Raw genomic sequence first — 14,636 nt, forward strand, 5'->3', positions numbered from 1 at the left:
GTGTGATTCAGATCGAGAAATTCGCTCTACACTGTGCCGCGAGATTTGGCGAATTTCTCGATCATCACACTAGTCGCTAAGCCGACCTTGCCGCACGAGCTGGGTTATCCGGCTCCCCCCATACGGCATCGAGAACAGGCCACTCGTTTTCTATCAAGGGAGACGATGCCATGTCGCTGCGCGCTGAAGTCTATTCGTTCGACTCTTTCGAAACGGCCAGCATTGAAGAGCTTCGCGAACTCCAACTCGCTCGACTTAGCAGCATGCTCGCTCGCACGTATGAGCGGGTTGCTCACTACCGCCGCAAATTCGATGCGGCCGGTGTCCAGCCGAATGATCTGAGATCCCTCGCCGATCTCTCGAAGTTTCCGCTCACGACCAAGGAAGACCTGCGCCAGAACTACCCATTCGGCATGTTCGCCGTGCCCATGGACAGCATCGTGCGCGTTCACGCATCCAGCGGCACCACCGGTCAGCCGACGGTCGTCGGCTACACGCAAGGCGACATCCGCACGTGGGCCGGGCTCATTGCACGCTCGATCCGTGCGGCCGGCGGCAAGCCTGGAGACAAGATCCATGTGGCCTACGGCTATGGCCTCTTCACGGGCGGTCTCGGCTTGCACTACGGGGCCGAGCAGCTCGGCTGCACCGTCATTCCGGTTGGCGGCGGTTTCACCGAACGCCAGGTTCAGCTCATCACGGACTTCAAGCCCGACATCATCGCTGTGACGCCGTCCTATCTGCTCGCTATTGCTGATGAGTTCGATCGGCGAGGTATCGATGCGCGGAAGACGAGCCTGCGGATCGCGATTTGCGGTGCCGAGCCCTGGACGGACGGCATGCGCGACGAGATCGAGCGACGCATGGGCCTCCAGGCCGTCAACATCTACGGGCTCTCCGAGGTGATCGGTCCCGGCGTCGGTCAGGAGTATGTTGCCGACAAAGATGGTCTGACGATCTGGGAGGATCACTTCCTACCCGAGATCATCGATCCCGATACCGGCAAATCGCTTCCTGACGGCGAGGAGGGCGAGCTGGTCTTCACCTCGCTCACCAAGGAGGCTATGCCGATCATCCGCTACCGCACGCGCGACCTCACGCGCCTGCTGCCCGGTACGGGACGCGCGATGCGCCGCATCGAGCGCATCAAGGGTCGCAGCGACGACATGCTCATCATTCGTGGCGTGAACGTCTTTCCCTCACAGATCGAGGGGGTGTTGGCGAACATTCCAGAATTCGCGCCGCACTATATTCTGGAGGTGACGCGTCCCGGTCAGCTCGATGAGCTCGACGTTCTCGTCGAGACGCGCACGCCGGCGGCACCACATACCGAGGCCGCTCTGGCACGACAGGCAGAGCATATGATCAAGGCGCTCGTCGGCGTGACGAGCACGGTGCGCGCCATGCCGCCAGGGGGCATCGAGCGCTCGCAGGGCAAAGCGCGGCGGGTCATCGACAAACGTCCAAAGGGCTGAGCATGAGCGGGCCGAGCACAAGCGAACTCCTCATATCTGCCGGCTTGTCGTCCCGTGCGATCGCAGACTGGATCGCGGCGGAACCTTCCGGTGTTTCGGATTTTGCATCGGATCGCCGCGACTACAGCGAATATTGGGTGGCCAGTGCCCGCCTGCTTGCCGCACTTCCGAGAAAGCCGGCGCGGAACGATGCCGAGCGCGCGGCAGCAGAGGCCATTCTCTCGGCCGCCCGCGGTGCGCGCGACCGTTTCCTCGCCGTGCACGCCCGCGCGGTCTACGACGAATTGACCGCCGCGCGGATGCGCTTTGTGCGCCTCGAAGATCTGGTTTGGATGGCTGCCGAGGCCGTGCCTGGGCTCGTTCCCACGCGTCAGGAGGTTGCGGCGGAGGCGAAGCTCGATCAGCGCGACAAGGATGGAGTGGAGATCGACCAGGGGCTGTTCACATCGCGTGTTCTTGCCGACGAGCAGGCGGGTCTGCATCTCTGTCACGCCATGCTGCTGCCGCGCGAGGACGGTGCCGAGCCCGCGGCCCGCCTTGCCGCTGATGGCGCGCTCGATCTCGGCGCCGTGCGCCTCGAGCGTCACGGCCGCGCCCTTCATCTCATTGCGGTGAACGCGCGCTTCCTGAATGCAGAGGACGACACGACGCTCGACGCCATGGAGATCGCGACGGACGTCGCCACGCTCGATCCGGGAAGCGACATCATCGTCATGCGCGGAGGGCCGGTCGAGCACCCGAAGTACCGCGACCGTCAGATCTTCGGCGCCGGCATCAACCTCACTCATCTGTATCGTGGCGCTATTCCCTACCTCTGGTTTCCGCGCCGCGAGCTCGGCTATGTGCACAAGATCTTCCGTGGTGTGGCGCGGCCGGATGCACTCCCCGACGACGTGAGCGGTTTCGGCATCGAGAAGCCGTGGGTCGCCGCGGTCGATACGTTCGCCATTGGCGGCCATTGCCAGATTCTGCTTGCCATGGACTACGTCATTGCGGCTGCTGATGCGTTCATGACGCTGCCGGCGCGCAAGGAAGGGATCATTCCCGGATTGGCCAACCTGCGCCTGCCGCGCTTCGTCGGCGATCGCATTGCCCGGCAAGCCATTCAGTACGAGCGGCGCTTGCCCTGCGACTCGCCCGAAGGGCGGCTCATCTGCGACGAGATCGTCGCGCCTCAGGACATGGCCGTGAGCATCGAGCGCGTCGTCGGCGGCCTCACCAGCGCCGGCGCCGTCGGAGCGATCGGCAATCGCCGCGGGTTGCGCGTCGGTCAGGAGCCGATCGACGTCTTCCGGCGCTACGTATCGCTCTATGCGCGAGAGCAGGCCTACTGCCACTTCAGCCCGGCGCTCATTGCCAATCTCGAGCGCAACTGGGACGCGCAGAACCGCAAGATGTGAGCAATTGCGTTCAAATTCCCGGGTCGTCGATCGTCGCAGCCGGTTTGGCGAGCGTTCGCAAGGCTTCGAGGTCTCTGATCTCGACCACCGGACCCCGTACGACGACTTTGTAGGGCACGAGTGACGCGAATGACCGAGAGAGAACCTCCGGCGCCATGCCGAGGCGGGAGGCGAGGACCTTCTTCTCGAAGGGAAGCGAAAATCGCCCATTCGCGCCTGTCTCGGCGTCGTGAGCCAGCAGCCAGTTCGCCAGCCGCTCGAGGCTCGACCTGAGCTTCTGGTTCTTCAGCTCCTTGACGATCCCGCGGTAGGCATAGGCAAGCTCCTGCGCAAGCGCGCGGGCGAATGCGGCGTCGACTGCAAATGTGCGGCGCACTGCGGCGGCCGGGATCAAGAGAACGCGCGCCGACGAAAGGGTCCGCGCCGACTTCAAATAGACCCGGTCGAGGATCACCGCGGCGACGATGAAGCTCTGCCCCGGCCCGAGCACCGATACAGTCGTTTCCCGGTCGCGATAGGCCGAGTAGACCTCCACATGGCCATCGACGACCACATGCAGGAAGTCCGCCGGGTCGCCCTCGCGCGCGAGTTCCACGGCAGCAGGAAAGCGCTGCAGGAACGATACGCGCAGAAGCGCCTCGGCATGGGCTGGATCTACCTCGGCAAACAGCGGCAAATGCCGCATTTCCTCAATTTCTTCCGCGCGCATGGTTATGTTCCTCCCTTGGAGCACGCTAGCAGCGTCTCGCAAGCCGGAACTTGATCTTTATCATGTCTGGAATGGTTATTGTTCGGCGATCGCGATGATTTGCGTCCGCTCCTGATTGATATTTCTCCATCGTCTTCTTGCAAATTTGCGCACTGCAGCGGTCGTTGACCAAGGTCAAACGCGGCCGCGGCGCCCCCTCACATCGTCCCTCAGCAGATTTTTTGCGATTGAGGAGCAGAGGGAGCGCATGTCGATCAGTGCCGTCAGCCCATCGGACCAGAGCCGGGCACTTTGGCTTTCCACCATCGCCTTTACCGTCTGCTTCGCCGTCTGGACCATCTTCGCGATCATCGGCATTCAGATCAAAAACGATCTGGGCCTGACGGACACCCAGTTCGGCCTTCTGGTCGGCACGCCGATCCTGACCGGCTCGCTGATCCGCCTGATGCTCGGCATCTGGTCGGACCAGTACGGTGGCCGCGTCGTCTACACGCTGACGATGCTGAGCGCGGCGGTCATGACCGCGCTCCTCACGTTCGCCTACGACTATCCGACCTTCCTTCTTGCCGCGCTCGGCGTCGGCATCGCGGGCGGCTCCTTCTCCGTCGGCGTCGCGTATGTGGCGAAGTGGTACCCGAAGGAGAAGCAGGGCACGGCGCTCGGCATTTTCGGCGCCGGCAACGTCGGCGCGGCCGTGACCAAATTCGCGGCGCCGGTGATCATGGTCGCCTATGGCTGGCGCACGGTCGCGCTCGTGTGGGCTGCGGTGCTCGCGCTGATGGCTGTCGTGTTCTTCCTCATGACGAAGGACGATCCCGACCTCGCGCGCCGGCGGGCTTCAGGGCAGAAGCCCGAGTCGCTGAAGGCGATGCTGGAGCCCCTCGCGAACGTCCAGGTCTGGCGGTTCTCGCTCTACTACTTCTTCGTCTTCGGTGCCTTCGTCGCGCTCGCGCTGTGGCTGCCGCGCTATCTGATTGGCGTCTACGGTCTCGACATCAAGATGGCCGGCGCGATCGGAGCCATGTACTCCATTCCCGCGTCGGTCTTCCGCGCCTATGGCGGCCACCTCTCCGACAAGTACGGCGCGCGCAGGGTCATGTACTGGACCTTCCTCGTCTCCGTCGTCTGCACGTTCATCCTGTCCTATCCGCCGACGCAGTATGTCGTCGAAGGCATCCATGGACCGGTGACCTTCTCGACGCGCATGGGGATCGTCGGCTTCATCGTGACCGCGTTCGTGCTCGGCTTCTTCATGAGCCTCGGCAAGGCGGCCGTCTACAAGCATATCCCCGTCTATTACCCGGATCGGGTCGGCGCGGTCGGCGGCGTTGTCGGTCTCGTCGGTGGTCTGGGCGGGTTCGTTCTGCCGATCGCCTTCGGCGCGCTCAATGATCTCACCGGCGTATGGCAGAGCTGCTTCTGGCTGCTCTTCCTGATCGTCAGCGTCTCGCTCGTGTGGATGCACTTCGCCATTCGCGAGATGGAGCGGAGCGCCGCCGAGGCCGGCACGCCTGTGAGCAAGCTCCCCGAGCTGCCCGAGATGCAGCCCGTGCACGGGCCTGAGCTCGAAGGGGCGCTGGCGGCAAAGGGCGCCATCCAGGACTGGCGGCCGGAAGATCGCGGGTTCTGGGAGGAGCGCGGGCAGGCGATCGCTCGGCGCAATCTGTGGATCTCGGTCCCCTGCCTGCTGCTCTCCTTTGCCGTGTGGATGGTGTGGTCGGTGGTCGTCGCCAAGCTGCCGAGCGTCGGCTTCGACTTCACGAACGATCAGCTCTTCTGGCTGGCCGCTTTGCCGGGTCTCTCCGGCGCGACCTTGCGCATCTTCTACAGCTTCATGCCGGCCATCTTCGGCGGTCGACTTTGGACGACGCTCGCCACGTGGTCCTTGCTGATCCCGGCAATGGGCATGGGTTTTGCCGTGCAGAATCCCAATACGCCCTACTGGATCTTCCTCGGGCTCGCCCTGCTCTGCGGTTTCGGCGGCGGCAACTTCGCATCCTCCATGGCCAATATCTCCTTCTTCTTCCCGAAGGCGGAGAAGGGTAACGCGCTCGCCATCAATGCCGGGCTCGGCAACCTCGGTGTCAGCGTCGTGCAGTTTATCGTGCCGCTCGCCATTACGGCAGGCGTGTTCGGCTGGCTCGGCGGCGACCCGCAGACGGCGACCGTCGGCGGCGTCACCTCGACGCTCTGGCTGCAGAATGCCGGCTTCGTCTTCGTGCCGTTCATCATCGCATCGGCATTCGCGGCCTGGTTCGGCATGGACGACATCGCGAGCATGAAGGCGAGCTTTGCCGATCAGGCCGTCATTTTCCGGCGCACGCACAACTGGATCATGTGCTGGCTCTACACCGGCACCTTCGGCTCCTTCATCGGCTTCTCGGCGGCCTTCCCGCTGCTCGCCAAGATCCTCTTCCCGGAAGTCAACGCACTTCAGTACGCCTTCCTTGGCCCGCTCGTCGGCGCGGTCTCGCGGGCGCTCGCAGGAAAGGCCTGTGACCGCATTGGTGGTGGGCGCATCACGCTCTGGGTCTTCGTCGCCATGAGCCTTGGCGTGCTCGGCATCCTCTATGCCATCGGCATGAAGGGCGACCCGACGGCCTTCCCGGTGTTCTTCTCGAGCTTCCTCTTCCTGTTTGCGGCGAGCGGTGTCGGCAACGCTTCCACCTTCCAGATGATCCCGGCGATCATGCGCAAGGAAGTGGCGCGGCTGGAACCCAGCTTGACCGGCGAGGCACGAGCACGCCAGTCCGACAAGGAGTCCGCGGCGATCATCGGCTTCAGCTCGGCGATCGCGGCCTACGGTGCCTTCTTCATCCCGAAGAGCTTCGGCACCTCGATCAGCCTGACGGGCGGCGCGGAGAGCGCGCTCTACGCCTTCCTCATCTTCTACCTGAGCTGCATCGCGATCACGTGGTGGTTCTACACGCGGCGCGGCGGCCTGCTCTTCGATGTGGAGCGCGGCGGCGGCCCACAGACGCCGAGCTCCGCACTGAGACCGGCCTAGTAGCTAAAAGACTCAATCCCACACCTGCATTCGAGGCAAGCGACCATGAGCCAATTTCTCGACCGGCTGACCTTCTTCAACAAGGTCAAGGAGCCGTTCTCCAATGGCCACGGCATCACCACCGACGAGGACCGCGGCTGGGAGGATGGCTATCGCCTGCGCTGGCAGCACGACAAGATCGTGCGCTCGACCCATGGCGCCAACTGCACCGGTTCCTGCTCATGGAAGATCTACGTCAAGGGCGGCATCGTCACCTGGGAAACGCAGCAGACCGACTACCCGCGCACGCGTCCCGATCTGCCGAACCACGAGCCGCGCGGCTGCTCACGCGGGGCGAGCTATAGCTGGTATCTCTATTCCGGCAACCGCGTGAAGTACCCGTTGATCCGCTCGCGCCTGCTCAGGCACTGGCGCGCGGCGCGCAAGACCCTGGCGCCCGTCGCGGCCTGGAAGAGCATCGTCGAGGATCCAAAGAAGCGGCAGGACTACATCTCCGTGCGTGGTCACGGCGGCTTCGTTCGCGCCAAGTGGGACGAGGTCACCGAGATCATCGGCGCGGCGAATGCCTACACGGCGAAGACCTACGGTCCCGATCGCGTGATCGGCTTCTCGCCGATCCCCGCCATGTCGATGGTGTCCTACGCGGCCGGCTCGCGCTACCTGTCGCTGCTCGGCGGTGTCTGTATGTCGTTCTACGACTGGTACTGCGATCTGCCGCCGGCCTCGCCGCAGACCTGGGGCGAGCAGACGGACGTTCCTGAGAGCGCCGACTGGTACAATGCCGGCTTCATCATCCTGTGGGGCTCCAATGTCCCGCAGACGCGCACGCCCGATGCGCACTTCTATACCGAGGCGCGCTACCGCGGCACGAAGAGTGCCGTGATCTGCCCGGACTATTCTGAGGCCTCGAAGTTCGGCGACATCTGGCTCTCGGTGAAGCAGGGCACGGATGCGGCGCTCGCCATGGCCATGGGACACGTGATCCTGAAGGAATATCACGTCGACCGGCAGGCGAAGTATTTCCGGGACTACGTGCGCCAATACACCGACATGCCCTTGCTCGTGAAGCTCGTGCGGCAGGATGGGCGACTGGTGCCTGACCGCTTCCTGCGTGCGAGCGACTTCGCACAGAGCCTCGGCGAGGCCAACAATCCCGAGTGGAAGACGGTGGGCTTCGACGAGATCTCGGGTAAGGTCGTCGTGCCGAACGGCTCGATCGGTTTCCGCTGGGGCGAGACCGGCAAGTGGAACATCGAGGAGAAGGAGGCCGGTGGCCGGGCGACGACGCTGCGGCTTTCCCTTGCAGATATCAAGGACGAGTTCGCCGACGTCGCCTTCCCCTATTTCGGCAACATCGAGAACGAGCACTTCACGCATTCCGATCACGCGAGCGTTCTGAACCGGCGCGTGCCCGTGAAGAAGCTCGCGCTGGCCGAGGGCGAGACCCTGGTCACCACCGTGCACGATCTCTTCATTGCCAATTACGGCGTGGATCGCGGCTTCGGCGGCGAGAATGTCGCGAAGTCCTACGACGAGGACACGCCCTACACGCCCGCATGGGCCGAGCGGATCACGGGCGTGTCGCGCGACAAGATCATCCAGGTGGCGCGCGAGTTCGCGACGAATGCCGAGAAGACCAATGGCCGCTCGATGGTGATCATCGGCGCCGCCATGAACCACTGGTACCACGCCGACATGAACTACCGCGGCGTGATCAACATGCTGGCCATGTGCGGATGCATCGGCCAGTCCGGCGGTGGCTGGTCGCACTATGTCGGACAGGAGAAGCTGCGTCCGCAGGCGGGCTGGGCACCGCTCGCCTTTGCCCTCGACTGGGCTCGCCCGCCGCGTCAGCAGAACTCGACGTCGTTCTTCTACGCGCACACCGACCAGTGGCGCTACGAGACCATGCACACGTCGGACATTCTCTCGCCGACAGCGCCTCCAGGGCCGTGGGATGGCGCGATCATCGACTACAACATCCGCGCGGCGCGCATGGGCTGGCTACCGGCTTATCCGACGCTGACGCAGAACTCGCTCGGGATCGCCAAGCAGGCCGCCGACGTCGCGCTCGAGCCCAAGGACTACGTGGCGCGCGCACTCAAGTCCGGTGAGCTCTCCTTTGCCTGGTCGGATCCTGACAGCCCGCAAAACTTCCCGCGCAATATGTTCGTGTGGCGCTCGAACCTGCTCGGATCCTCCGGGAAAGGGCATGAGTATTTCCTGAAGCACTTGCTTGGCACGTCGCACGGCGTGCTCGGCAAGGATCTCGGCGAGGAAGGTCGCGAGAGGCCCAAGGAAGTGCGCTGGCATGACGAAGCGCCGCGCGGCAAGCTCGATCTGCTCGTGACGCTCGACTTCCGCATGTCGACGACGTGCGTATACTCCGACATCGTGCTGCCGACGGCCACCTGGTACGAGAAGAACGATCTCAACACCTCGGACATGCATCCCTTCATCCATCCGCTGACGGGTGCGGTGGACCCGGCTTGGGAAGCGAAGTCCGATTGGGAGATCTACAAGGCGATCGCCAAGGCCTTCTCGAAGGTGGCGCCGGAGGTGCTCGGCGTGGAGAAGGACGTCGTCCTCGCGCCGATCATGCACGACAGCCCAGGCGAGATCGCGCAGGCCTTCGAACCCAAGGACTGGAAGAAGGGCGAGTGCGCGCTGATCCCCGGCAAGACCATGCCGATGGTTACGGTCGTCGAGCGCGACTATCCGAACCTCTACAAGCGCTTCACGGCGCTCGGTCCGCTCATGGAAAAGGTCGGCAACGGCATCAAGGGCATTGCCTGGCAGACCGGTCATGAGGTCGAGCATCTGAAGCATCTCAATGGCGTCGTGACCGAGGAGGGACCGACCAAAGGCATGGCCCGCATCGACAGCGACATCGATGCGGCTGAAGTCCTGCTGATGCTGGCTCCCGAGACCAACGGCGAGGTCGCCGTGAAGTCCTGGGAGGCTCTTTCCAAGACGACGGGGCGCAAGCACGCGCACCTTGCACTACCGAAAGAAGACGAAAAGATCCGCTTCCGCGATGTCGTCGCGCAGCCGCGCAAGATCATCTCCGCGCCGACGTGGTCGGGCCTCGAGAGCGAGAAGGTCTGCTACAACGCCGGCTACACCAACGTCCACGAGCTGATCCCCTGGCGCACGCTGACCGGTCGCCAGCAGCTCTACCAGGATCATCTCTGGATGCGGGCGTTCGGCGAGGGCTTCTGCGTCTATCGTCCGCCGATAGACCTCCGCGCCGTCAAACCCGTGCAGGGCATGAAGCCCAATGGCGAGAAGGAAGTCGTCCTCAATTTCATCACGCCGCACCAGAAGTGGGGCATCCACTCGACCTACACCGACAACCTGCTGATGCTGACGCTGTCGCGTGGCGGTCCGATCGTGTGGCTCTCCGAGGTGGACGCGCGCAAGGCCGGCATCGTCGATAACGACTGGGTCGAAGCCTACAACGCCAACGGCGCGCTCGTTGCGCGCGCCGTGGTCTCGCAGCGCATGAAGGAAGGCACGCTCTTCATGTACCACGCGCAGGAGAAGATCGTGAACGTGCCGGGCTCCGAGATGACGGGGCAGCGCGGCGGCATCCACAACTCGGTGACGCGCACCGTGTTGAAGCCGACGCACATGATCGGCGGCTACGTCCAGCTCGCCTATGGCTTCAACTACTACGGCACGATCGGCACCAACCGCGACGAGTTCGTCGTTGTCCGCAAACTCCGCAATGTCGATTGGCTGGAGCGCCCGCTGCAAGGCGCGACGCCCGCTGTCGAAGCCGCCGAATAAGGGGAACCAGAAAAATGAAAATTCGCGCGCAAATCGCGATGGTGCTCAATCTCGACAAGTGCATCGGGTGCCATACCTGCTCGGTCACGTGCAAGAACGTGTGGACCAACCGCGAAGGCATGGAATACGCCTGGTTCAACAACGTCGAGACCAAACCGGGCATCGGCTATCCCAAGGAGTGGGAGAACCAGGATCGTTGGAAGGGCGGCTGGGTGCGCAAGCGCAACGGCCGCATCGAGCCGAAGATCGGCGGGAAGTGGCGCATTCTCGCGAACATCTTCGCCAATCCCGATCTCCCCGAGATCGACGACTACTACGAGCCCTTCACCTTCGACTACGAGCATCTGCAGAAGGCGCCGGAGCTGCAGGCCTTCCCGACTGCGCGGCCGCGCTCGCTCATCTCTGGCGAGCGCATGGAGAAGATCGAGTGGGGGCCGAACTGGGAGGAGATCCTCGGCGGCGAGTTCTCCAAGCGCTCGGCGGACGTCAACTTCGAAGGCGTGCAGAAGGAGATCTACGGCCAGTTCGAAAATACGTTCATGATGTACCTGCCGCGGCTCTGCGAGCACTGCCTCAATCCGGCATGTGTCGCATCGTGCCCGTCCGGCGCGATCTACAAGCGTGAGGAGGACGGCATTGTCCTCATCGACCAGGACAAGTGCCGCGGCTGGCGCATGTGTGTATCGGGCTGCCCGTACAAGAAGATCTACTTCAACTGGTCGAGCGGCAAGAGCGAGAAGTGCATCTTCTGCTATCCGCGCATCGAGGTCGGGCAACCGACCGTCTGCTCGGAGACCTGCGTCGGCCGTATCCGCTATCTTGGCGTGGTTCTCTACGATGCCGATCGCATCGAGGAAGCCGCCAGCGTGCCGAACGAGCAGGATCTCTACGAAGCGCAGCTCAAGCTCTTCCTCAATCCCAACGATCCGGCCGTGATCGCTCAGGCGCGCGCCGATGGCGTGCCTGACGCCTGGCTCGAAGCCGCGCGTAAGTCACCGATCTGGAAGATGGCCATGGAGTGGAAGGTCGCCTTCCCGCTCCATCCCGAGTACCGCACGCTGCCCATGGTCTGGTATGTGCCCCCGCTCTCGCCGATCACGGCGGCGGCCGAAGCCGGCAAGATGGGCACGGACGGCGCGATGCCGGATGTGCGCTCGCTGCGCATTCCGCTCAAGTACCTCGCCAATCTGCTGACGGCCGGTGACGAGAAGCCGGTGGCGACCGGCCTCGAGCGGATGCTCGCAATGCGCGCCTACATGCGCGCGAAGACGATCGATGGCGTGATCGACGAGGCTATCGCGAAGAAGGTCGGCCTCACGGGACTTCAGATCGAGGAGATGTATCACGTGATGGCGATCGCCAACTACGAGGATCGCTTTGTCATTCCGACGACCCATCGCGAGGTCACCGAGGATGCCTACGAGCTGCGCGGCCAGTGCGGCTTCAGCTTCGGTGATGGCTGCCTGCCGAGCGACAACCGCGTCAATCTGTTCGGCGGCGTGAAGCTCAAGAACGATCGCCCCAAGGTGGAGGCCTGATCCATGAAAACGCTCAAGGTCCTCTCGGCGCTGCTCAGCTATCCGAGTGATGAGCTCATCGATGCCGCGCCGGAGTTGAAGGCCGTTCTCACCAACGAAGGCGTCCTGCCGCGGCGCGATCTGGCGGCAGTTCTCGCGCTCGTCGACGATATCGGGGGACGTGATCTCTTCGATGCGCAGGAGCGCTACATCCTGCTGTTCGATCGCACGCGCTCGCTCTCCCTGCATCTCTTCGAGCACGTACACGGCGAGAGCCGCGATCGCGGGCAGGCCATGGTGGACCTCATCAAGCTCTATGAGGACGGCGGATATACGCCAACGATCGGCGAGCTTCCCGATTTCCTGCCGCTGTTCCTGGAATACGCCGCAACGCGAACGCCGGAGGAGGCCATCGAACTCATTGGCCAGCCCGGTCATGTGCTCGCGGCGCTGAAGGAGCGTCTTGTCAAACGCAGCTCGCCCTATGCCGCCGTGTTTGCCGCTCTGGTGTCGCTCTCCAAAGCGAGGCTGGACGAGGCCGCGCTCGCCGCGCTGCGCGCCGAGCCGGATCCCGAGCCCGATGACCTCGAAGCGCTCGATGCGGCCTGGGAGGAGGAGGAAGTTACCTTCGGGCCCGGCGCGGCCAAGGGCGATTGCGGCGTCGATGGTCTCGCCGCGAAGCTGCGCCAGGCGCGCCGTCCGGCTCCAGGCCTCGAGCCTGCGCCCGGAGCCGGCCCCCGTACTGTCATCACCACTTCGCCAGCATCTCGCGGCTGAGGAGAGCGGCCATGCGCGACACCATCTTCCATATCCTCTTCGTCTGGTATCCCTATTTCTGCCTGACGACTTTCCTCGTCGGCAGCCTGATCCGCTTCGATCGCGAGCCCTATTCGTGGCGGGCCGGATCGAGCCAGATGCTGAGGAAGCGCCAGCTCTTCTGGGGCTCGAACCTCTTCCACTTCGGCATTCTCTTCCTGTTCTTCGGCCACGCGGTCGGCCTGCTGACGCCGACTTCCGTCTACACGCTCGTGATGAGCGTCGAGCAGAAGCAGCTTCTGGCCGTGACCGCGGGCGGCATCGCCGGCGTGATCTGCTTCATCGGACTGACGCTGCTGCTGCATCGGCGGCTCTTCGATGCACGCATTCGCCAGACTTCCACGGTCATGGATCTTGCGGTGCTTGTCATCCTCTGGGTTCAGCTCACGCTCGGCCTGCTGACGCTGCCGTTCTCGCTCGGACACCGCGATGGCTCGGCAATGTTGATCCTGTCGCACTGGGCGCAGGGCATCGTGACGCTGCAGCCCGTTGATGCCAGGACGCTGCAGGATCTCGAATGGCCCTTCCGCGCGCACCTCGTTCTCGGCATGACGATCTTCCTCGTCTTTCCGTTCTCGCGCCTCGTGCACATCTGGTCGGCGCCCGTCTGGTATCTCGGTCGGCGCGGCTATCAGGTCGTGCGCACGCGCAGGCCGTTGGTATCCGGCGGCGCGCGGCGCCCAGTTGAGCCCGCGGAGTGATCGCCATGAGCACAGAGGTTGCGCACAACGGCTGCACGATCAAGCCGGCCATCACCACCAAGCAGAAGGCCGTCGCCGTCAATGGCGTCGTCATCTCGCGGGCAGCCATTTCGCGGGAGACGCAGAACCATCCGGCAGGCAAGCCGATCGAAGCCTGGCTGGCGGCGGCGCGTGCGCTCGTCGTCCGCGAGCTCCTGCTTCAGGAGGCACGGCGCATCGGCATCGCGGCCGAGCCCCTGGCTGATGCGGATGGCCGGCGCGAGACGGACGAGGAGGCGCTCGTGCGTACGCTTATCGTGCGCGAGGTCGTGACGCCGAGCGCCGATGAGCCTGCGACGCGTAGGTACTACGAGCAGAACCGGGCGCGCTTCCGCACACCGGATCTCCACGAGGTGCGGCATATTCTGCTTGCGGCACCGCCGGGCGATCATGAGGCGAGGCAGATTGCTCGCCAGCGCGCTGACGCGATCATTGCGATGCTGCGCGAGGCACCGTCTGCATTCGGCGATGTGGCGCGGGCGGAGTCCGCCTGCCCCTCGGGCAAGGTGGGCGGCGTCCTCGGGCAGATCGGTCCCGACCAGACCGTGCGGGAATTCGAGCGGGCGCTGACGTCGCTTCCCGTAGGGGAGATCGCGCCGGCGCCGGTCGAGAGCCGGTATGGCTTCCACATCGTCGTCGTCGATCGCCGTATCGCGGGACGTGAGCTGCCCTTCGAGATGGTGCAGGCGCGGATCGCCGCGTGGCTCGACGAGAAAGTGCGCCGCGTTGCGATCCGCCAGTACATCGGCATCCTCGCCGGGCGGGCCGAGATCACCGGTATCGCGCTCGATGCGAACACGACGCCGCTCGTGCAATAGGAGACATCCATGCAACTCGGCACGCTGATGGATCATCTGGCATTCGAGGAGGATGCGGCCGCTGCACTCGAGGCGCTCGGCGATATCGTCCTGTTTTCCAATGTGCAGACCATGGGAGAGCGCTTCGAGGAAACGCCTGGGGAGTACGTCGCGAACGCTGCACGCCGTTTTGCGGCCCTTGGCAGTGACGAAGAATGGCTCGGCCTCATGGCAGCAATGGAGCGCAGTGACGATCCCGCGCGCGCGGCCCTCGATCGCATGCTCCGCTGGGCCTTGAAGGTCGATGCCGCGGACACGCCGTCGGCGCCACATCCCGGCTGCACATGCGGCGGCGGGGCGTGCCACGATCAGCTCGGCTGAGA

The 14,636-nt window shown here is 64.1% G+C and carries 10 protein-coding genes; 9 read left to right on the top strand and 1 reads right to left on the bottom strand.

Going from position 1 to position 14,636, the window contains the following annotated elements:
• Positions 1–170 precede the first annotated feature (170 nt).
• Positions 171–1,475 carry a phenylacetate--CoA ligase PaaK gene (paaK, locus tag CS1BSM3_RS14580; RefSeq protein WP_072387818.1) on the top strand — a complete coding sequence of 435 codons (1,305 nt, stop codon included), beginning with the start codon at positions 171–173 and terminating at the stop codon, positions 1,473–1,475.
• A 2-nt stretch (positions 1,476–1,477) separates the two neighbouring features.
• Positions 1,478–2,875, top strand: a complete 1,398-nt coding sequence (locus tag CS1BSM3_RS14585) for an enoyl-CoA hydratase/isomerase family protein (RefSeq protein ID WP_210188777.1) — start codon at positions 1,478–1,480, stop codon at positions 2,873–2,875.
• A gap of 10 nt (positions 2,876–2,885) precedes the next feature.
• On the opposite strand, the gene CS1BSM3_RS14590 is transcribed toward CS1BSM3_RS14585, so the two are convergent.
• Positions 2,886–3,584 carry a cyclic nucleotide-binding domain-containing protein gene (locus CS1BSM3_RS14590; RefSeq protein WP_072387820.1) on the bottom strand — a complete coding sequence of 233 codons (699 nt, stop codon included), beginning with the start codon at positions 3,582–3,584 and terminating at the stop codon, positions 2,886–2,888.
• A 247-nt stretch (positions 3,585–3,831) separates the two neighbouring features.
• Here CS1BSM3_RS14590 and CS1BSM3_RS14595 point away from each other — a divergent pair, with 247 nt between their 5' ends.
• From CS1BSM3_RS14595 to CS1BSM3_RS14625, 7 genes are read left to right on the top strand one after another with little or no spacing between them, the layout of a single operon-like run.
• The gene (locus CS1BSM3_RS14595; protein ID WP_072387822.1) at positions 3,832–6,591 is read left to right on the top strand and encodes a nitrate/nitrite transporter; all 2,760 of its coding nucleotides are present in this window, start codon (positions 3,832–3,834) and stop codon (positions 6,589–6,591) included.
• Positions 6,592–6,636: 45 nt separating this feature from the next.
• A complete protein-coding gene (locus tag CS1BSM3_RS14600; RefSeq protein ID WP_072387824.1) occupies positions 6,637–10,383 on the top strand; it encodes a nitrate reductase subunit alpha in 3,747 nt (1,248 codons plus the stop codon).
• 14 nt (positions 10,384–10,397) lie between these two features.
• Positions 10,398–11,921, top strand: coding sequence for a nitrate reductase subunit beta (narH, locus tag CS1BSM3_RS14605; RefSeq protein ID WP_072387826.1), 1,524 nt, complete (start codon positions 10,398–10,400; stop codon positions 11,919–11,921).
• A 3-nt stretch (positions 11,922–11,924) separates the two neighbouring features.
• A complete protein-coding gene (gene narJ / locus CS1BSM3_RS14610; RefSeq protein ID WP_072387828.1) occupies positions 11,925–12,677 on the top strand; it encodes a nitrate reductase molybdenum cofactor assembly chaperone in 753 nt (250 codons plus the stop codon).
• Positions 12,678–12,688: 11 nt separating this feature from the next.
• Positions 12,689–13,417: a respiratory nitrate reductase subunit gamma gene (gene narI, locus CS1BSM3_RS14615; RefSeq protein WP_072387830.1), complete on the top strand. Its 729-nt coding sequence runs from the start codon at positions 12,689–12,691 to the stop codon at positions 13,415–13,417.
• A 5-nt stretch (positions 13,418–13,422) separates the two neighbouring features.
• The gene (locus tag CS1BSM3_RS14620) at positions 13,423–14,274 is read left to right on the top strand and encodes a peptidylprolyl isomerase (protein ID WP_072388259.1); all 852 of its coding nucleotides are present in this window, start codon (positions 13,423–13,425) and stop codon (positions 14,272–14,274) included.
• 9 nt (positions 14,275–14,283) lie between these two features.
• Positions 14,284–14,634, top strand: a complete 351-nt coding sequence (locus tag CS1BSM3_RS14625; protein ID WP_072387832.1) for a hypothetical protein — start codon at positions 14,284–14,286, stop codon at positions 14,632–14,634.
• Positions 14,635–14,636 lie beyond the last annotated feature (2 nt).

Origin of the sequence: Hyphomicrobium sp. CS1BSMeth3 (assembly GCF_900117415.1) — a bacterium.
Lineage (GTDB): Bacteria > Pseudomonadota > Alphaproteobacteria > Rhizobiales > Hyphomicrobiaceae.